Source organism: Kaistia soli DSM 19436, from assembly GCF_900129325.1.
GTDB classification, from domain to species: domain Bacteria; phylum Pseudomonadota; class Alphaproteobacteria; order Rhizobiales; family Kaistiaceae; genus Kaistia; species Kaistia soli.
On sequence record NZ_FQUP01000001.1, the window covers coordinates 1,078,482 to 1,095,757 of the forward strand.

The 17,276-nt window shown below is 66.1% G+C and carries 19 protein-coding genes; 9 read left to right on the forward strand and 10 right to left on the reverse strand.

The annotated features are described in order from the left end of the window. The first annotated feature begins 110 nt into the window (after nucleotides 1-110). The 4 genes from BUB39_RS05255 to BUB39_RS05270 are packed head-to-tail and all read left to right on the forward strand — an operon-like array spanning nucleotide 111 to nucleotide 3,905. The gene (locus BUB39_RS05255) at nucleotides 111-836 is read left to right on the forward strand and encodes a CerR family C-terminal domain-containing protein (protein ID WP_084526898.1); all 726 of its coding nucleotides are present in this window, start codon (nucleotides 111-113) and stop codon (nucleotides 834-836) included. Beyond that, nucleotides 833-1,807 carry an HlyD family secretion protein gene (locus BUB39_RS05260; protein ID WP_084526899.1) on the forward strand — a complete coding sequence of 325 codons (975 nt, stop codon included), beginning with the start codon at nucleotides 833-835 and terminating at the stop codon, nucleotides 1,805-1,807. The genes BUB39_RS05255 and BUB39_RS05260 overlap by 4 nt, the downstream gene beginning before the upstream one ends. Next, nucleotides 1,804-2,766, forward strand: coding sequence for an ABC transporter ATP-binding protein (locus BUB39_RS05265; protein WP_084526900.1), 963 nt, complete (start codon nucleotides 1,804-1,806; stop codon nucleotides 2,764-2,766). The genes BUB39_RS05260 and BUB39_RS05265 overlap by 4 nt, the downstream gene beginning before the upstream one ends. After that, nucleotides 2,763-3,905 carry an ABC transporter permease gene (locus BUB39_RS05270; RefSeq protein WP_073051902.1) on the forward strand — a complete coding sequence of 381 codons (1,143 nt, stop codon included), beginning with the start codon at nucleotides 2,763-2,765 and terminating at the stop codon, nucleotides 3,903-3,905. Before BUB39_RS05265 ends, BUB39_RS05270 begins: the two co-directional genes overlap by 4 nt. Here BUB39_RS05270 and BUB39_RS05275 read toward each other — a convergent pair. From BUB39_RS05275 to zwf, 10 genes are all read right to left on the reverse strand, one after another. Next, nucleotides 3,884-4,540: an Asp/Glu racemase gene (locus BUB39_RS05275; RefSeq protein WP_073051903.1), complete on the reverse strand. Its 657-nt coding sequence runs from the start codon at nucleotides 4,538-4,540 to the stop codon at nucleotides 3,884-3,886. The two genes, BUB39_RS05270 and BUB39_RS05275, sit on opposite strands and share 22 nt — an antisense overlap. Before the next feature lie 71 nt (nucleotides 4,541-4,611). Continuing rightward, nucleotides 4,612-5,139, reverse strand: coding sequence for a DUF1269 domain-containing protein (locus BUB39_RS05280; RefSeq protein WP_073051904.1), 528 nt, complete (start codon nucleotides 5,137-5,139; stop codon nucleotides 4,612-4,614). Nucleotides 5,140-5,268: 129 nt separating this feature from the next. After that, entirely contained in the window at nucleotides 5,269-5,586 is a 318-nt protein-coding gene (locus BUB39_RS05285) for a 2Fe-2S iron-sulfur cluster-binding protein (protein WP_073051905.1), read from the reverse strand. Beyond that, entirely contained in the window at nucleotides 5,583-6,110 is a 528-nt protein-coding gene (locus BUB39_RS05290; protein WP_073051906.1) for a DUF934 domain-containing protein, read from the reverse strand. The genes BUB39_RS05285 and BUB39_RS05290 overlap by 4 nt, the downstream gene beginning before the upstream one ends. Nucleotide 6,111: 1 nt before the next feature. After that, a complete protein-coding gene (locus BUB39_RS05295) occupies nucleotides 6,112-6,879 on the reverse strand; it encodes a phosphoadenylyl-sulfate reductase (protein ID WP_084526901.1) in 768 nt (255 codons plus the stop codon). Continuing rightward, a complete protein-coding gene (locus tag BUB39_RS05300) occupies nucleotides 6,866-8,524 on the reverse strand; it encodes a nitrite/sulfite reductase (RefSeq protein WP_073051907.1) in 1,659 nt (552 codons plus the stop codon). Before BUB39_RS05300 ends, BUB39_RS05295 begins: the two co-directional genes overlap by 14 nt. Nucleotides 8,525-8,529: 5 nt before the next feature. Then, complete coding sequence (locus tag BUB39_RS05305) at nucleotides 8,530-8,844, reverse strand: DUF2849 domain-containing protein (RefSeq protein ID WP_073051908.1); 315 nt, start codon at nucleotides 8,842-8,844, stop codon at nucleotides 8,530-8,532. Between the two features lie 19 nt (nucleotides 8,845-8,863). Continuing rightward, nucleotides 8,864-10,285: a siroheme synthase CysG gene (cysG, locus tag BUB39_RS05310; RefSeq protein ID WP_073051909.1), complete on the reverse strand. Its 1,422-nt coding sequence runs from the start codon at nucleotides 10,283-10,285 to the stop codon at nucleotides 8,864-8,866. A 290-nt stretch (nucleotides 10,286-10,575) separates the two neighbouring features. Continuing rightward, complete coding sequence (gene edd / locus BUB39_RS05315) at nucleotides 10,576-12,387, reverse strand: phosphogluconate dehydratase (protein ID WP_073051910.1); 1,812 nt, start codon at nucleotides 12,385-12,387, stop codon at nucleotides 10,576-10,578. Between the two features lie 63 nt (nucleotides 12,388-12,450). Further along, complete coding sequence (gene zwf / locus BUB39_RS05320) at nucleotides 12,451-13,932, reverse strand: glucose-6-phosphate dehydrogenase (protein ID WP_073051911.1); 1,482 nt, start codon at nucleotides 13,930-13,932, stop codon at nucleotides 12,451-12,453. A 198-nt stretch (nucleotides 13,933-14,130) separates the two neighbouring features. Between zwf and BUB39_RS05325 the strand changes: the two genes are divergently transcribed. The 5 genes from BUB39_RS05325 (at nucleotide 14,131) to BUB39_RS05345 (ending at nucleotide 17,273) form a co-directional block, all read left to right on the forward strand. Next, nucleotides 14,131-15,027 carry an SMP-30/gluconolactonase/LRE family protein gene (locus tag BUB39_RS05325; protein WP_073051912.1) on the forward strand — a complete coding sequence of 299 codons (897 nt, stop codon included), beginning with the start codon at nucleotides 14,131-14,133 and terminating at the stop codon, nucleotides 15,025-15,027. A 75-nt stretch (nucleotides 15,028-15,102) separates the two neighbouring features. Continuing rightward, entirely contained in the window at nucleotides 15,103-15,654 is a 552-nt protein-coding gene (locus BUB39_RS05330; RefSeq protein ID WP_073051913.1) for a hypothetical protein, read from the forward strand. 7 nt (nucleotides 15,655-15,661) lie between these two features. Continuing rightward, nucleotides 15,662-16,027, forward strand: a complete 366-nt coding sequence (locus BUB39_RS05335; protein WP_073051914.1) for a VOC family protein — start codon at nucleotides 15,662-15,664, stop codon at nucleotides 16,025-16,027. A gap of 56 nt (nucleotides 16,028-16,083) precedes the next feature. After that, on the forward strand, nucleotides 16,084-16,602 hold the full coding sequence (locus tag BUB39_RS05340; protein ID WP_073051915.1) for an MbcA/ParS/Xre antitoxin family protein: 519 nt from the start codon (nucleotides 16,084-16,086) through the stop codon (nucleotides 16,600-16,602). 2 nt (nucleotides 16,603-16,604) lie between these two features. Next, nucleotides 16,605-17,273 (forward strand): RES family NAD+ phosphorylase, encoded by a 669-nt coding sequence (locus tag BUB39_RS05345; protein WP_073051916.1) that lies wholly within the window; start codon nucleotides 16,605-16,607, stop codon nucleotides 17,271-17,273. Nucleotides 17,274-17,276: the final 3 nt, after the last annotated feature.

Sequence of the window (17,276 nt, forward strand, 5' to 3'; positions counted from 1 at the left end):
TGCAATCGCAAGAGGAAGCTGATCTGGATCAATTAAATTCATACGATTGATTGACATTGAAGCGCCCTTCGGCCAGTCTGGGCCGCATCAGACAAAGGGAGCCTCGCGTCATGACCGACAGCGGAATGCCGGAGGCAGCCGCGAGCGAGCGATCGCGCCATTACCAGCGCGCCCGACAGGACCGTGGCGCCGAGACGCGGCAGCGCCTGATCGCAGCAGCGCTCGACATCTTCGGCCGTCAGGGCTTCGAGGCCGCTTCGACGCGCGAGATCGCCCGCAGCGCCGGGGCCAATCTGGCCGCGATCGTCTACCACTTCGGCAGCAAGGAGGGCCTTCACCTTGCGGTCGCCGAGCATGTGACGGGCGAGATCGGCCGGCGCATCGGTGTGACGATCGGCGACGCCTTGCATGCGCTATCGCAAGGCAATCCAGACAAGATCATGGCAAGACGCCTGCTGCAGCAGATCACGGAGGCGCATCTGGAGGCCATGCTGAGTACCAGGGACGCAGAGAACTGGGCGCGGTTCGTCGTCCGCGAGCAGATGGAGCCTTCGCCGGTTCTTGACGTCATCGTCGGCTTCATGGCGCCGGTGCACGCTGTGCTCCGCAGGCTTGTCGGCATCCTCACCGACAGTGATCCCGACAGCGACGAGACAGGCCTCCGGGTCTTTACGCTGATCGGCCAGATGCAGATCTTCCGGGTTGCCCAGCCCCTCGTGCTGCGCATCATGGGCCGCGACGAAATCGGCCCTGCCGATCGTCACAGCATCATGCGCGTCATCAACGCGAACATCGACCGCATTGTCGGCGTCACGGCCGAGGCGGCAAAATCATGATGCGCCGGTTCCTCGTTCGCGGCGCGGCAGCGACGGTCCTGCTCGGCCTCGTCGCGGGCTGCAGCAATGGCGGCGCGGCGCCGACCACACAAGGCTATGTCGAGGGCGACTTCGTGCGCATCGGACCTGAGGCGACGGGACGGCTGGTGTCGCTCGCGGTCGAGAAAGGCCATGCGGTCGCCGCGGGCGCGCCGCTCTTCACGCTGGATGATCGCGACGAACGAGCGGCGCTCTCGGAGGGCGAGGCGGAGCGTGCGGCGGCCGAGGCGAACCTCGCCGACCTCACCACCGGCAAGCGGCCGGAGGAGATCGCGGTGCTGGAGGCCCAGCTCAACGAAGCCGAAGCGCAGCAGCAGGCGGCCCAAAAGACCTTTACGCGCAACCAGGCGCTGGAAACGCGAGCCGTGTCATCGGCTGCCGCGCTCGACCAGGCAAAATCCGATCTCGACGCCGCCAATGCCCGCGTCGACGCGGCGACGCGCAATCTCGCCGTCGCCCGGCTGCCGGCGCGAACCGACGTCATCGAGGCCGCCCGTCAGACATTGGCCGCGCGCGAGGCGGCCGTCAGCGCCGCGAAGACGCGGCTGGCACGGCGGTCCGTCGCCGCGCCCGTCGCTGGCCTGGTCGACGACACGCTTTTTCGCGTCGGCGAGGTTGTTCCGGCCGGCAGCCCCGTCGTTTCGCTGCTGCCGCCCGAGAACCGCAAGATCGTGTTCTTTCTGCCTGAGCCGCAGCGTGCGGCGGTTCGTCCTGGCGATCGCGTCACGCTCGCCTGCGACGGCTGTGCTGCCGGCCTTGCCGCGACCGTGTCGCGGATTGCCGCCAGTGCCGAATTCGCGCCGCCGGTGATCTATTCTACCGAGAGCCGGGCCAAGCTGGTCTACCGGATCGAGGCGAAACCCGAGGGCGACGCGCTCCTGCTCTCGCCCGGCCAGCCGCTCGATGTCACGCTGGCGGGCCGCGCGCCGTGACGGACACCCGCGACGATACGGTGATCTCGATCGTCGGCCTCACGAAGCGGTTCAACGGTCGCACGGTGGTGGACGATGTCGCGCTCGAGGTACGGCGCGGCGAGATTGTCGGCTTTCTCGGCCCGAACGGCTCCGGCAAGACGACGACCATCCGCATGATCTGCGGCCTGCTCAAGCCCGATTCCGGCAGCGGAACCTGCCTCGGCCTCGACATCCTCACCCAGTCAACTCTGATCAAGCGCGAAGTCGGCTACATGACGCAGCGCTTTTCCTTCTACGAGGATCTGACGATCCGCGAGAATCTCGACTTCGTGGCGCGGGTCTATGATCTCGACGACCGGCAGAAGCGCGTCGCCGAAACGATTGCGCGGCTCGGCCTCGAACGACGGCGCGACCAGCTGGCAGGCTCGCTCTCAGGCGGATGGAAGCAGCGGCTGGCCCTCGCCGCCTCCGTCATGCACCAGCCGAAGCTGCTGTTGCTCGATGAGCCGACCGCCGGGGTCGATCCGCAAGCACGGCGCGAATTCTGGGACGAAATCCACCGCCTCGCCGCCGAAGGACTGACCGTGCTCGTCTCGACCCATTACATGGACGAGGCCGAGCGCTGCCACCGGATCGTCTATATCGCCTATGGCCGGATCGTGGCGCGGGGCACCGTCGCCGAGGTCATCGACCGGTCCGGGCTTTCGACGATTGTCGTCTCAGGCGCCAATGTGAACCGGATCGCAGCACTGGTGCGTGGCCGCGATGGCGTTGAACAGGTGGCCCCGTTCGGCAACGATCTCCACGTCGTCGGCCCTGACGCCGCGCTGTTGAAGCAGGCCGTCGATGCGGCTGTGGCGGAAGTCGGTGGCGGCGTGACGGCGGTACCTGGTGCGACCGGGCTTGAGGATGTCTTTATCCGCCTAATGCAGCAGGCTTCGGTCGAGGATCGTGCGGGCAATGGTAGGAGGCCATGAACGCCACCTCCGCCTTCTCGTTCTCCCGCGTGCTCGCGATGATGATCAAGGAATTCATCCAGTTGAAGCGCGACCGGATGACCTTCGCGATGATCCTCGCGATCCCCGTGATGCAGCTGGTGCTGTTCGGCTATGCCATTAACACCGACCCGAAGCGGTTGCCGACACTTGTCACATCGACCGAGAACGGTCCCGAGGTGCGCGCCGTGATCACCGCGCTGGCCACCTCTCGCTATTTCGCTCTCCAGCCCGGCTTCGTCAGCGAGGCGGAGGCCAGCCGCGCCCTCGTCGACGGCAGCGCCGCCTATGTGATCTCGATCCCGCCGGGCTTCGGCCGCGATCTCGCACGCGGGCTCAGGCCTCAACTCCTGATCGAGGCCGATGCGACCGATCCCTCGGCCTCCGCCAACGCGCTGGCCGCCCTCCCGGAGATCCTCGCCTCGGCGCTCTCGACCGTGCTGACCGGTCCGCTCGCCGCTGAGGCCGCCAGCGCTTCGCCCGTCGATCTGGTCATCCATCGCCGCTTCAATCCGGAGGGCGTCACCGCCTACAACATCGTACCGGGGCTGCTCGGCACCATCCTCACCATGACGACGATCTTGATGACCGCGCTGGCCCTGACACGAGAGCGCGAGCGCGGCACCCTCGAGAATCTCATGGCGACGCCAGCGACGCCGCTCGAAATCATGATCGGCAAGATCGTGCCTTATATCGGCATCGGGACGGTGCAGGTCGCGATCATCATCGTCTGCGCGCGCGTCCTTTTCGCGGTGCCGATGCAGGGATCGCTGATGCTTCTGATCGGCATCACCTTCCTGTTCATCGCGGCCAATGTAACGCTCGGCTACACCTTCTCGACCATCGCCAAGACGCAGATGCAGGCGATGCAGATGACCTTCTTCTGGTTCCTGCCCTCGATCCTGCTGTCCGGCTTCATGTTTCCCTTCCGCGGCATGCCGGATTGGGCGCAGACGCTGGGCGTCGTACTGCCGCTGACGCATTACATCCGCTCCGTCAGGGGAATCATGCTGAAGGGCAGCGGCCCTGCCGATCTCGTCGGTGAAATCTGGCCTCTGGCCGCCTTCTGGCTGGCGGTCGGGACCATCGCGCTCCTGCGCTATCGCCGGACGCTGGACTGAGCCGCCGCCACGGCCTGGCGCAGACCGGCCAGCGGGCTCGATGGGGGCTTCGGTCCGGCCGTCACGCGCGACGCGGCGGCAGCCATCGAGGCCTGCGCGAACGCCACCAGCGACGCGCCGTCGCGATAGGACGCATCGGCAGCCGCGGCGATGACAGTGAGGTAGTCCTCGCGCCTGCCGGCTCGGAAGAGGTCCCAGGCACCGTCGACCATGCGGATATCGACCGTGGCACCCGTCCAGGCAGCGGCGGCCGCGAAGAGTTTCGTCGTCGGCGCGATGGTCGTCGCGACGGCGCACAGCGCGACCACAAGGCCGCCCGCGGCGACGGCCTCAGCGGCAAGCGCCGCATCGGCGCGAAGAACCGGCACGGACGCTTCCGCTGCGGCCATGTCGGCGGCCGAACCCAGCGTCGAGCATGTCAGAAGAACGACATCCGCGCCTTCTGCCAACGCCAGCAAGGCCTCGGCCGTCCGGCGGCTGACCTCGTCAGTGACGCCGCCGCACTTCTCCGCCTCGGCGAGGAGTTCGGGGCGAACCACGTGAAGCAGGAGACCGGACGGCAAACCAAGCTCCGCCGCAGCGACGTCAAAGCCTGCGACATTGCTCTCATGCGTATGCAGGCAGGCGATCTTCAAGGGTGGGTCTCGATGAAACGATGGCGCGCGAGCGCGCCATCGACAGTCTCGCGTAAGGGCGCCGTTGCTGCTCAGACGGAGGGAGCCGGCGGAGCGACCGGGGCGTCGACATGAGCATGGCCGGCCAGCGCATTGCGCAGCGCGGTTTCCTTGTCGTTGTCGAGCGAGGTCTTCAGCACGACGCCGCCGTAGCCCTGGATTTCCTCGAGCACCTTGTCGGCGGTCATCGAACGGATCAGCAGGAACAGCGCCGCATTGCCGGGCTGCAGCGATTCCGACAGATCCTTCATGAACTTGTCGTTGATGCCGAAATCGGCGAGCAGGCCGCCAAGCGCGCCCGAGGCAGCGCCGATGACAACGCCGACGACCGGCATCAGGAATACCATGCCGACCAGAAGGCCCCAGAAGCTGCCCGAGGCAGCGCCGGTGGCGGTCGTGTTGACCATCTGGTGCAGCTTGACCTTGCCGTCTTCGGTCTTCACCGCAATGACGGCGTCATCGAGGCTGATCAGATATTCCTTCTGCAGCGTCAGGAATTCCTGGCGGACGGCTTCGGCCTTTTCCAGCGACGGATAGACGATGGCGACGAGATCGGACATGGAGACACCTCGGGATTGAAACGGGTCGAACGCCACGATCGCATAGCATGCATGATCGCCGCGTGACAGGCGCCAGCATAGCGGAAGGCCGCGCAAAGACGAGGCCCGTGGTGCCGTGGTGCTGCCGGATCAGGGCTCGCTGCCGGGCGCGAGGCGCACCTTGAGGCCGTCGAGTTCGTCCGACATCAGGATCTGGCAGGACAGCCGCGAATTCGACTTCACCAGCATGGCGTCGTCGAGACGCTCTTCCTCTTCCTCGGTCATCGGAACGAGGCGGTCGAACCATTCGGGATCGACATAGACATGGCAAGTGGCGCAGGCGAGCGCCCCCCCGCACTCCGCCTTGATCGGCAGACCCCAGTCCCGGATCACCTCCATGACACGCCAGCCTTCAAGCGCCTCGAGCTCGTGCTCGCCGCCGTCCTGATCGGTGACGAAAAGCTTCAAGACTGCGCACTCCCGCCGCTGGCGGGGCGGCGCGCCCAAGGGCGCTTGCCGGCGAGTTGTTCGCCATTGTCGGCGGCGGGCTGGAGATATTCGGCAACTTCCGGCCAACGCCCCTCTTCGAGGCCCCGGATGACAAGCGGATCGTCGGTGGCGAAGGACTCGAAGCCGACCCGCTTCAGGAACGGGATCTGGTCGAGGAAAAAGGCGCCGACGGCGCGCAGTTCACCGGTGAAGCCGTCGCGATCCCGCAGCAGGCGGCCGATCGAGAAGGCGCGACCATCGGCGAATTTCGGCAGGTCGGCTGCGACGACCGCGAAGCGCGGCAGATCGGCGACGATGTCCGACCAGTCGGCGCCGGGTTCGATGACGATGCCGAGCGGCGCGGCGCGCGCGATGAGTGTGTCGCGCTCGGCCCGAAACCGCGCCAGAGACACGATGATGGCGCCGTCGCCGGGGATCTCCGCGTCGTCGGCAAGACGCGTAAACGCGTCCTCGACAAAGCGGCCGTGCTTCCAAAGTGCCATTTCAGATTCCGCTGCCGTCGGCTTCGCCGAGATGGATGCCGCATTCGACCTTGTCGAGGCCCCGCCAGCGGCCGGCGCGTTCGTCCTCGCCCGGCTTGACCTTCGAGGTGCATGGCACGCAGCCGATCGAGGGATAGCCCTCGGCGACCAGCGGATGCGCCGGCAGGTTGTTGTCGGCGATATAGGCCTTGAGCTCAGCCGACGACCATGTCGCGAGCGGGTTGACCTTCACGCGCGCGCCGTCTTGCTCGAACAGCTGGATGCTGGCGCGCGTCGCCGCCTGGAAGCGCTTGCGGCCGGTGAACCAGGCATCGAAGCCGGTGAGCGCCCGGGCCAGCGGCTCGGTCTTGCGGATATGGCAGCAAAGATCAGCATTGCTCATCCAGGCCGCCTTGTAGGGGTCGTTGGCCTTAAGCACTGCTTCGTCCGGCGTCACGGTTCGGACATGCGTCAGTCCGATCCGCTCGACCAACGTGTCGCGATAGGCGAGCGTCTCGGGAAAGAGCCTGAGCGTATCGATAAATACGACCGGCACGTCGCGGCTGACCGAGGCAACGAGATGCAGCAGCACCGAGGATTCGGCGCCGAAGGATGAGACGAGCGCGATCTTGTCGCCGAAGAGCTCGAGCGCCTTGGCGACGGCCTCGCGCGAGGCGAGATGGCCGAAGCGGGCGTTGAGGACAGCAGCGTCCTCGAGGCCGGCATTGTCATGGTCGAAAGGTGGCGCGCCACCGGCAGCGCCGATGGCGGCGGGATCAAGCCGTGCCATAAAGCGCCTCCTTGAACGGGCCCTGGCCGAGGCGGCGATAGGCGGCGAGGAAGGTTTCCTCCGGCGCTTCACGGCGGGCGATATAGGTGTCGACAATGGTCTCGACCGCATCGACGATCTCATCGGTCGAGAAGCCGCGGCCGATGATGTCGCCGATCGCCGAGTTCTCGTCGCCTGAGCCGCCGAGCGAGATCTGGTAGAACTCCTCGCCTTTCTTCTCGACGCCGAGAATGCCGATATGGCCGACATGGTGATGGCCGCAGGCATTGATGCAGCCGGATATCTTGATCTTCAGCTCGCCGATCTCGCGCTGGCGCCCGATATCGCCGAAGCGCTGCGAGATGCGCTGCGCCACCGGGATCGAGCGCGCATTGGCCAGCGCGCAATAGTCGAGGCCCGGGCAGGCGATGATGTCGGTGACGAGCCCGGCATTGGCCGTGGCAAGGCCCGCCGCAACCAGACCATCGTAAACAGCGCGGAGATTGTCCTCCGCGACATGCGGCAGGATGAGGTTCTGCTCGTGGCTGACACGGATCTCGTCGAATGCAAACCGCTCGGCGAGATCGGCAACGACGTCCATCTGGTCGGCCGTGGCATCGCCCGGCGTGCCGCCGATCGGCTTCAGCGAGATCGTTGCCGAGACATGGCCGGCAACGCGATGCGGGAACGTGTTCTGCCGCACCCACGCGTCGAATTCAGGATCCGCCTGGCGCGCTGAGGCAAGGCTGGCGCTCGGCGCCTTCGCGGCGAGGCCTGCCGGCGCGGCGAAATATTCACGGATGCGCTCGACCTCGCCCTGCGGCAGCTTGAGCGCACCGTGGCGGATACGTTCCCATTCCTCCTCGACCTGGCGGGCGATTTCGCCGGCGCCGGTCTCATGCACCAGGATCTTGATACGGGCCTTATATTTGTTGTCGCGCCGGCCGTTCAGATTGTAGACGCGCAAGATCGCCTCCGAATAGGAGAGCAGGTCCTCCTCCGGCAGGAAGTCGCGAATCTTCTTGGCGATCATCGGGGTGCGACCCTGGCCGCCGCCGATATAGACGGCGAAGCCGAGACGGCCGTTCTCGTCCTTCTTCAGATGCAGGCCGATGTCGTGCACCTGGATGGCGGCGCGGTCGCGTTCCGCGCCGGTGACGGCGACCTTGAACTTGCGCGGCAGGAAGACGAATTCGGGATGCAGCGACGACCACTGGCGGAGGATCTCCGCATAGGGGCGCGGATCCGCGACCTCGTCAGCCGCGGCACCGGCGAAATGATCGGCGGTGACGTTGCGGATGCAGTTGCCCGAGGTCTGGATCGCGTGCATCTCGACCGAGGCGAGCTCGGCCAGGATGTCGGGGATGTCGGAGAGCTTCGGCCAGTTGAACTGCAGGTTCTGCCGCGTCGTGAAATGGCCGTAGCCGCGATCATAGCGGCGGGCGATGTCTCCAAGCTTGCGCATCTGGCGGCTGTCGAGCGTGCCGTAGGGCACGGCAATGCGCAGCATATAGGCGTGCAACTGCAGATAGACGCCGTTCATCAGCCTGAGCGGCTTGAACTGGTCCTCCGTCAGCTCGCCTGAAAGGCGGCGCTCCACCTGGTCGCGAAACTGCGCGACGCGGTCGGTCACAAAATCCTGGTCGAACTCGTCATAACGATACATGGACGTCAACCTGCCTTGCTCAGAGCGGCGCGTTCGGCGATTTCGGCTTCGCCATAAGCGACCGTTGGCCCCGCTGCGCGGATGCGCTCGCGCAGGCGGACCGGGACCGGGACGCCGTTCTCCAGCGTGACCTCGATATCATAGGGTTCCACGACGATGCGGGCGTCGTGCTGCGCCTTGCCATAGGCGACCGCCTCGGGCAGCGCATCGGGCCCGACGACGCGCGCATCGGCGAGCCGTTGCGACCACCCGCCATCGGCCGTCAGGAAGACAACGAGGCCGTTGCCGAGATCGTTCGCAGTGATGATGCTGTCGCTCATGATGTTCCGTTCGGGCGCGTCATGCCGCCATCGCGGCGAGCGGCAAAGGGGCGACGCCAAGGGCGCTTTCGGCAACCACGCGGCCGACGATGATAACGACCGGACCGTCGATTTCCGGCCGGTCGGCGATGCGGGCAAGTTCGTCCAGCCGTCCGGCATAGGCCTTGCGGTCGACCCGGGATGCATTCTCGATCACCGCGACCGGCGTCGAGGCGGCAAGGCCGTTCTCGATCAGCCGCGCGGCAACCTTGGAAGCAACGCTGCGCCCCATATAGACGGCGATGGTGGAGCCGGCGAGCGCGAGGCCGGCCCATTCCGGCAGAGTATCGCCGCGCATGTCATGCCCCGTGGCGAGCACGAAGGTCGACGCGACATCGCGTAGCGTCAGCGGGATTTCGTTCTCGGCCGCGGCCGCAATCGCAGCCGTCACGCCGGGCACGATATCGAAGGGGATACCAGCCGCACGGAGCGCCGCCATTTCCTCGCCAGCACGCCCGAAAATGAGCGGATCGCCGGACTTCAGGCGCACGATGCGGCGCCCGTCGCGCGCCTCCCGAACGAGGATCGCGTTGATCTCGTCCTGGCTGGCGGCATGCATGCCCTTGGCCTTGCCGACGTAGATGCGGAGCGCATCGCGCCGGCCCATGGCAACCACGGCCTCAGGCACCAGCTTGTCATAGACGATGACGTCGGCCTCCTGCAGCAGGCGCACGGCCCGCAGCGTCAGGAGGTCCTCAGCACCCGGACCGGCACCGACGAGGCTGACATGGCCGGCATGGCCCTTGGACGCGCTGGCGTCGATCGCCGCATCGGCTTCCGCATCGATGCCCTCGATCTGCCCCGCGAGCACTTTCGCGGCTGCGGGACCGGTGAAGAAATGCGCCCAGAAGCGACGCCGGGCATCGGATGTCGGAATACGTTCAGCGACGCGCTCGCGGAGACCTTCGGCCAGATGCGCGAGATCACCGATCGCGGGCGCGAGCAGGGATTCGATCCGGGCCCGAACATGGCGGGCCAACACGGGGGCCGCACCCTCCGTCGAAATCGCAACCGCCAGCGGCGCGCGATTGACCAGGGCCGGAACGTAGAAATCGCAAAGATCCGGCCGGTCGACGACATTGACCGGGATGCCGGCAGCTTTGCCGAGCGCGCGCACGGCGCTGTCCTGATCCAGGTCGCCCGTCGCGGCGAAGACGAGCGCCGCGCCCTCAAGATCGGAGGCAGCCGGCCAGCGTGGCTCGTGAAGCGCACCGGTCGCGACGACGTCAGCCGCAGCCTCGTCTTCAAGAACAGGCGCAAAGACAACCAGCACCGCGCTGGTTTCGGACAAGAGACGCAGCTTTGCAGCCGCCTCGCCGCCGCCACCGACGACCACGACCCGGCGCCCCTCCACTTTGTGGAAGGCTGGAAAGGTCGAAAGTCTCCGATGGGCAGTCGCCATCGATGTCTCCGGCAGCGCGTTCGGATGGAATGAGCAAAATTCTTGCACGGTATTTAGTGAATGCCGAGCGCAAACACGACAAAGGCGGTTCCAATTGCAAACCCCGCCTTGGAAAATCATTCCAGTCGGCTGCAGGAACCACAACGCACCGGTCTGTCGCGCAACCGCCGAAAGACCTTGGCGAGCAAGGCGCTGGCAGGCAGATCGACGCCCGGGGCACCGTCCACGGGCCTGTCTCGCCCGCTACATAGGCGACTAATCTGGTCGCCTATGTAGAATTTCGTTCCAGATCAGAACACGCCGGCCCCGAGCTCGGCGGCGCCGGCATGCGCGCGGAACATCTCGAAGAGTTCCCGGCCCATGCCATAGACCTCTTCCTCCGGACGAAGCGCCGCCGGCCGCGCCGCGAACTCCGCCGCGTCGACGAGGACGTCCAGCGCGCCGGTCGAGCAGTCGATACGGATCATGTCGCCGTCGCGGATCTTGGCGATCGGGCCGCCCGCCAATGCCTCGGGCGTGACATGGATCGCCGCCGGCACCTTGCCGGAGGCGCCGGACATGCGCCCGTCGGTCAGGAGCGCCACGCGCTGGCCGCGATCCTGCAGGATGCCGAGCGAAGGCGTCAGCTTGTGCAGTTCCGGCATGCCATTGGCCTTCGGGCCCTGGAAGCGGATGACAGCGACGAAATCTCCGGTGAGTTCGCCGGCCTTGAACGCCGTCAGCAGGTCGTCCTGCGCATCGAACACCTTGGCCGGCGCCTCGATGACATGGCGATCGGGCTTGACGGCCGAGATCTTGATGACGGCGCGCCCGATATTGCCGGAGAGAAGCTTCAGGCCACCCGTCGGCTGGAACGCCTTGGAAACCGGGGCCAGCACCTTCTCGTCAAGGCTCTCGCGGGCGCCTTCCTGCCAGGAAATACCGCCGGCCGCGTCCAGCTTCGGCTCCACAGTGTAAGCCGAGAGGCCATTGCCCCAGATCGTCTTGACGTCGTCATGCAGATAGCCGGCGTCGAGCAGCTCGCGGATCAGGAAGCTCATGCCGCCCGCCGCGTGGAAGTGATTCACGTCGGCGAGGCCATTCGGATAGACCCGGGTCAGCAACGGCACCACGTCGGAGAGATCCGAGAAATCGTCCCAGGTAAGCTGGATGCCGGCCGCCTTGGCGATCGCCACGAGATGCATGGTGTGGTTGGTCGAGCCGCCGGTGGCGTTGAGGCCGACGACGCCGTTGACGATCACCTTCTCGTCGACGATCTCGCCGATCGGCGTGAACTCGTTGCCGAGCGCCGTGATCGCGAGCGCGCGCTTGGTCGCGGCCTTGGTCAGTGCTTCGCGCAGCGGCGTGTTCGGATTGACGAAGGACGAGCCCGGCAGATGCAGGCCCATGATCTCCATCATCATCTGGTTGGTGTTGGCGGTACCGTAGAAGGTGCAGGTGCCTGGCCCGTGATAGGAGGCGCTTTCCGCCTCCAGCAGTTCGGGGCGGCCGACCTTGCCCTCGGCATAGAGCTGGCGGATACGCGCCTTCTCGCCGTTCGGCAGGCCGGTCGTCATTGGCCCGGCCGGAATGAACACCGTCGGCAGATGGCCGAACGAGAGCGCCGCGATCATCAGCCCCGGCACGATCTTGTCGCAGATGCCGAGAAAGACCGCCGCATCGAACATGTTGTGCGACAGGCCGATCGCCGCCGACATCGCAATGGCGTCGCGCGAGAACAGCGACAGCTCCATGCCGGTCTGGCCCTGCGTGACGCCATCACACATCGCGGGAACGCCGCCCGCGACCTGCGCGACGCCGCCGGCCTCGCGCGCCGCGTGGCGGATCAGCTCGGGATAGGTCTCGTAGGGCTGATGGGCCGAGAGCATGTCGTTATAGGCTGTGATGATGCCGAGATTGGGCACCACGTCGCCCTTCAGCGCCGCCTTGTCCTCGACGCCGCAGGCGGCAAAGCCATGGGCCAGGTTGCCGCAGGCAAGCGATCCACGCCGCGTACCCGCCTTGGCTGCAGCGGCGACGCGCTTCAGATAGAGCGCGCGACTTGCCACGCTGCGGGCGCGGATGCGCTCCGTGACTTCAGCGACCTTCGGATGAATGGTCATGGCACAACTCCACTTGGTGCCGGGCACGACCGCGCCCGGCATGCGGCGGTCCCGATCGGGCCGCTACTCGATTTCCTCATGCCAGGTCCGGCCGTCGCGCTCGATCAGCGCGATCGCGGCCGACGGCCCCCATGTACCGGCGGTGTAGGACTTCGGCGCTTCGCGCGAAGCCTGCCAGCCATCGAGGATCGGGTCGATCCACTTCCAGGCCGCCTCGACCTCGTCGCGGCGCATGAACAGCGTGGCATTGCCGCGGATCACGTCCATCAGCAGCCGCTCATAGGCCTCGGGGCTGCGCACCTTGAAGGTCTGGGCGAAGCTCATGTCGAGCGGCACATGACGCAGCCGCATGCCGCCCGGGCCCGGATCCTTGATCATCAGCCAGAGGCGGACGCCCTCGTCGGGCTGCAGGCGCATCACGAGCTGGTTCGAGACGAGCTGGCCGGCTGCATCGCCGAAGATCGAATGCGGGATCGCCTTGAACGAGACCACGATCTCGGAATTGCGCGCCGGCAGGCGCTTGCCGGTCCGGATGTAGAACGGCACGCCGGCCCAGCGCCAATTCTCGATCTCGGCCTTCAGCGCGACGAAGGTTTCGGTCATCGAATCGTCGCGGCCGAGTTCCTGCAAATAGCCGGGGACGGGCCCGCCGGCCGAAGCGCCGGCGCGATACTGGCCGCGCACGGTCACGGCCTCGAGCTCCTTCGCCGTGATCGGCTTCAGCGAGCGCAGGACTTTCAGCTTCTCGTCGCGCATCGCATCCGCCTCGAACTGGTTCGGCGGCTCCATGGCGACGAGGCAAAGCAGCTGCAGGATGTGGTTCTGCACCATGTCGCGCAACGCACCGGCGGTATCGTAATATCCGGCACGACTCTCGACGCCGAGATTCTCGGCGACGGTGATCTGCACATGATCGATATGGGCGGCGTTCCAGAGCGGCTCGAACAGCGCATTGGCGAAGCGCAGCGCCATCAGGTTCTGGACCGTCTCCTTCCCGAGATAGTGATCGATGCGGTAGATCTGGCTTTCCTTGAACACCTTGCCGACCGCGTCGTTGAGCGCAGTGGCCGAGGCGAGGCTCTTGCCGATCGGCTTCTCGATGATAACGCGCGTCTGCGGCGTGATCAGGCCATGCGCGCCGATCCCCTCGCAGATGACGCCGAACAGATCGGGCGAAACCGCGAGATAGAAGGCGCGGACGCGATCCTTGCCCTCTTCGAGGACGCGGGCGAGATCGGCCCAGCCGCTGTCATCGATCTTGGCATCGACGGAAACATAGGAAATGCGGGCGAGGAAGGATGCGACCTGCTCAGGCTCGCGCTCCTCGGCCGGCACAAACTTGGTCAGCGCCTCTTCCGTGAGCTTGCGATAATCGTCGTCGCTCAGATTACGGCGCGAGGCGGCGATGATCCGTGAGACCTCGGGGATCTGCTCGTCGCGATGGCGGTGATAAAGCGCCGGCAGCAGTTTGCGATAGGCAAGATCGCCGGTCGCACCGAACACGACGAGGTCGAAGGGGTCGACGGCGATGATTCGACTGGTCATTAAAACCCTCTTTCCCGATTCCGGACGTTTCGGCCAAGCCCGGCCACGCGTGTCCTAGCCAATTCCGCTTCATATGTTGAGGGAGAAAATTAGAGCATCGAAATAAAACTCCTGCGACCAGTTTGCCTTATCGTGCCGAGCGCCTCGCCGAAGCAGCGGCGATCATCAAGCAGGATATGGGCCAAAGGGAGATCACGGATGTCGGAACCTCAATGCATCGTGCCAGCGGGAGACCGCTGCGGCGAGGGCGTCGTCTGGCACGCAGCCGAACGCGCAGTCTACTGGACCGACATCAACCGCTTCCTGATCCATCGGCTCGACACGGAGAGCGGATCGATCCGCAGTTGGTTCTTCGACGAACCGGTGACGGCGATCGGAATCACCGACCGTGCGGACACGTTCATCATCGCCCTTGGCTCCAAGGTCATCCTCTGGCAGCCGGCCAAGGATGCCCGCGCCGACTTCGCACGGCCGGAAGCAAACACGCCGGCTGCCCGGCTGAATGACGGTCGGCCCGATCCGTTCGGTGACCTCATCGTCGGCTCGATGTTCAACAATGTCGCGCCGGACGGCTCTTCGGTCGACATTTCCGGACCGCCGCTCGGCGTACTCTACCGCGTCCGCGCCGACGGGTCGACGGAGACGATCAAGCGCGACATCGGCATCACCAACACGATGGCCTGGGATCTGAAGCGCGGCCGGTTTTATACGGCGGATACGCTCAAGAACGAGATCTGGGCCTTCGACTATGACGCGGCGACCGGCGCGCTGTCCGGCGAACGCGATCATTTCGCCGGCTTCGATCGTGGCTCTCCCGACGGTTCGCAGATCGACGCCGAGGGCCATCTCTGGAATGCCCGGTATGGCGGCGGCTGCGTCGTGCGCATCTCGCCGGAGGGAACAGTATCCAACGTGCTCGACATGCCGGTCGGCAATATCACCAACTGCACGTTCGGCGGCGACGACCTTAAGACGCTCTATATCACGACGGCGCAAGGTGGCTCCGGCCCGCTGGAGCGGCTGGCCGGCGGCCTGTTCGCCTATCGATCGGACGTCCCCGGCGTCGCGGAAACGGTCTTCCGTTTCGATCGCTAAAGCCTGATTGCGCCTCCCGGCGGCGCGGTGCATCGTGCCTGCCGCCGGGTAGACCCGGCGCGAGGAGAATCCCCTATGTCCGAAGCCGTTGCACATTCCCTGCGGATCGTTGCAACCGTGATCGCCTTGCCGCTGCTGGGGAGCATGGCGTCCGCCGCGCCGACCAGCGCGCAGCAGTCGGCGATCAAGTCATCCTGCCAGAGCGATTATCGCGCCAACTGCGCCAGCGTGCCGCCCGGCGGATCGGCAGCGCTGCAATGCCTGCAACAAAATCTCGGCAAGCTGTCACCCTCTTGCCAGCAGGCCGTGACCGCGGCCTCGGGCGGCGCAGCGCCGGCGCCGACCGCTGCCAACCCGCCGCCGCCACCGCCGGGGGCAACGCCGGGCGCGCCACCCCCGCCCAAGGCGCCCACGTCAGCCGCCAAGGCTCCGCCGCCACCGCCGCCGCCTGTGCAGATGTCGCCGCGCCAGGAGGCGATGCTGGTCCGACAATATTGCCGGGCCGACTTCGCGCGCTATTGCAGCACCGTTCGCCTTGGTGCCGGCAATGGTGCCGCCTGCCTCCGCGCCAATGCGGCGCGCCTGTCGCGCGGCTGCCAGCAGGCGCTTGCGGCGGCCATGCGCTAGCACAGTGATGGCGATCACCGACATCGACCATGTCCAGATCGCCATGCCGCGCGGCGAGGAGGAAGCCGCGCGGCAATTCTATGGCGCGATCCTAGGATTGGCCGAGATCGCCAAGCCGGCCATTCTCGCGCAGCGCGGCGGCGTCTGGTTCCTGGCCGGCGCGCGCCAGTTGCATCTCGGCGTCGAAGACGATTTCCGGCCGGCGCGGAAGGCCCATCCCGCCTTTCGCGTCGACAATCTCGATGAATTGCGCGCCCGATGCGTCGCTGCCGGCCTCGCCCCGATCGATGACGACGCCTTGCCGGGTTACCAGCGCTTCTACCTCTCCGACCCCTTCGGCAACCGGCTCGAGTTCCTGGCACTGGATATCTGACGCTTGCTTTTGTCCATATCTGGACTATATGATCCGGAGATGGACAGGAGCTGCTCATGATCCTTTCGGCAACGCCATCTGCCGCGACACCCGCAGGCGAATCCTGGCGTCACTTCTCGGCGGCCGACCGCAAGCGCCTCGGCGGGCCGGGACTGCGGAGCTTTGTCGCGATCGCGGATCTTTGGGGGCTAACGGAGGCGGAGCGCATGCGCATGCTCGGCCTGCCCGGCCGTTCGACCTATTTCGGCTGGCTCGCCAAGGCGCGCACCGATGCGCCGCTGATCCTGCCGCTCGATACGCTGCTTCGGATTTCGGCGGTGCTCGGCATTCACAAGGCGCTGCGCATCCTGTTTGCGAATGACGCAGACGCACAGTTCTGGCTGCGTGCGCCGAACAGCGGTCCACTTTTCGGCGGACAACCGCCTTTGGCGCTGGCCGCGAACGGTACGCAGGATGGACTGATGCTGCTGCGTCGCCATCTCGATGCCTGGCGCGGCGGCCTGTTCTCGGCCCCCCTGCCCGCGCTCGACGATGTCACAGCCCCGATCGACGACAGCGACATCGTCTGGGCCTGACGATGCGGCGCTTTCCAAACGCCCCGATCCCCGGCCCGACACAGCGGCTGATCCCGTCACGCTTTCCGCCGATCAGCGCCTTCGATGATGTCGCCGCCCCGGCCGAACTGGAAGCGGTGATGGAGCTCGAAGGCTGGACCAATGACCGTCTCGTCGCCGAGCGGCTGGCTCGGCTGCCGAAAAGCGAATGGGTCTATGGCAGGCCGAATGCCAGCGTCATCATGGCGTCGTTCCTGCACACGCCGCCGACCGGTCTCCGCTTTTCCTCCGGGGCGCTTGGCGCCTGGTATGGTGCCATGCGTGTCGAGACCGCGATCGCCGAGGTTTCGCACCACCTTCGACGCGAAATGATGCGCAGCGGCATGGAGCGGCACATCGCGACCTACCGCGTCTATGGCGCGCAGATCGCGGGACGCTATCGCGACATCCGCGGCCATGTCGCGGACGAACCCGGCCTCTATGCTACATCCGACTATGGTGTCTCGCAGGCCTTCGGCGAGAGCGTTCGAGCGAGTGGCGGCGATGGCATCCTCTATGCCAGCGTTCGTCACCGCGGCGGCGAGAATATCTGCGCCTATCGTCCATCGAAGATCGTCGACGTGACGCAGTCGGGCCATATCGAGTTGACGCTTCGCCTCGAGGGAAAGATCGTCGCCCGGCGGCTGGCTTAGGTA

Excerpts from the sequence above, each read along its gene's own strand:
- BUB39_RS05255 (WP_084526898.1), top strand. The coding sequence starts at position 111 with ATGACCGACAGCGGAATGCCGGAGGCAGCCGCGAGCGAGCGATCGCGC.
- BUB39_RS05260 (WP_084526899.1), top strand. The coding sequence starts at position 833 with ATGATGCGCCGGTTCCTCGTTCGCGGCGCGGCAGCGACGGTCCTGCTC.
- BUB39_RS05270 (WP_073051902.1), top strand. The coding sequence starts at position 2,763 with ATGAACGCCACCTCCGCCTTCTCGTTCTCCCGCGTGCTCGCGATGATG.
- BUB39_RS05280 (WP_073051904.1), bottom strand. The coding sequence starts at position 5,139 with ATGTCCGATCTCGTCGCCATCGTCTATCCGTCGCTGGAAAAGGCCGAA.
- BUB39_RS05290 (WP_073051906.1), bottom strand. The coding sequence starts at position 6,110 with ATGGCACTTTGGAAGCACGGCCGCTTTGTCGAGGACGCGTTTACGCGT.
- BUB39_RS05295 (WP_084526901.1), bottom strand. The coding sequence starts at position 6,879 with ATGGCACGGCTTGATCCCGCCGCCATCGGCGCTGCCGGTGGCGCGCCA.
- BUB39_RS05300 (WP_073051907.1), bottom strand. The coding sequence starts at position 8,524 with ATGTATCGTTATGACGAGTTCGACCAGGATTTTGTGACCGACCGCGTC.
- BUB39_RS05305 (WP_073051908.1), bottom strand. The coding sequence starts at position 8,844 with ATGAGCGACAGCATCATCACTGCGAACGATCTCGGCAACGGCCTCGTT.
- cysG (WP_073051909.1), bottom strand. The coding sequence starts at position 10,285 with ATGGCGACTGCCCATCGGAGACTTTCGACCTTTCCAGCCTTCCACAAA.
- edd (WP_073051910.1), bottom strand. The coding sequence starts at position 12,387 with ATGACCATTCATCCGAAGGTCGCTGAAGTCACGGAGCGCATCCGCGCC.
- zwf (WP_073051911.1), bottom strand. The coding sequence starts at position 13,932 with ATGACCAGTCGAATCATCGCCGTCGACCCCTTCGACCTCGTCGTGTTC.
- BUB39_RS05325 (WP_073051912.1), top strand. The coding sequence starts at position 14,131 with ATGTCGGAACCTCAATGCATCGTGCCAGCGGGAGACCGCTGCGGCGAG.
- BUB39_RS05330 (WP_073051913.1), top strand. The coding sequence starts at position 15,103 with ATGTCCGAAGCCGTTGCACATTCCCTGCGGATCGTTGCAACCGTGATC.
- BUB39_RS05335 (WP_073051914.1), top strand. The coding sequence starts at position 15,662 with ATGGCGATCACCGACATCGACCATGTCCAGATCGCCATGCCGCGCGGC.
- BUB39_RS05340 (WP_073051915.1), top strand. The coding sequence starts at position 16,084 with ATGATCCTTTCGGCAACGCCATCTGCCGCGACACCCGCAGGCGAATCC.
- BUB39_RS05345 (WP_073051916.1), top strand. The coding sequence starts at position 16,605 with ATGCGGCGCTTTCCAAACGCCCCGATCCCCGGCCCGACACAGCGGCTG.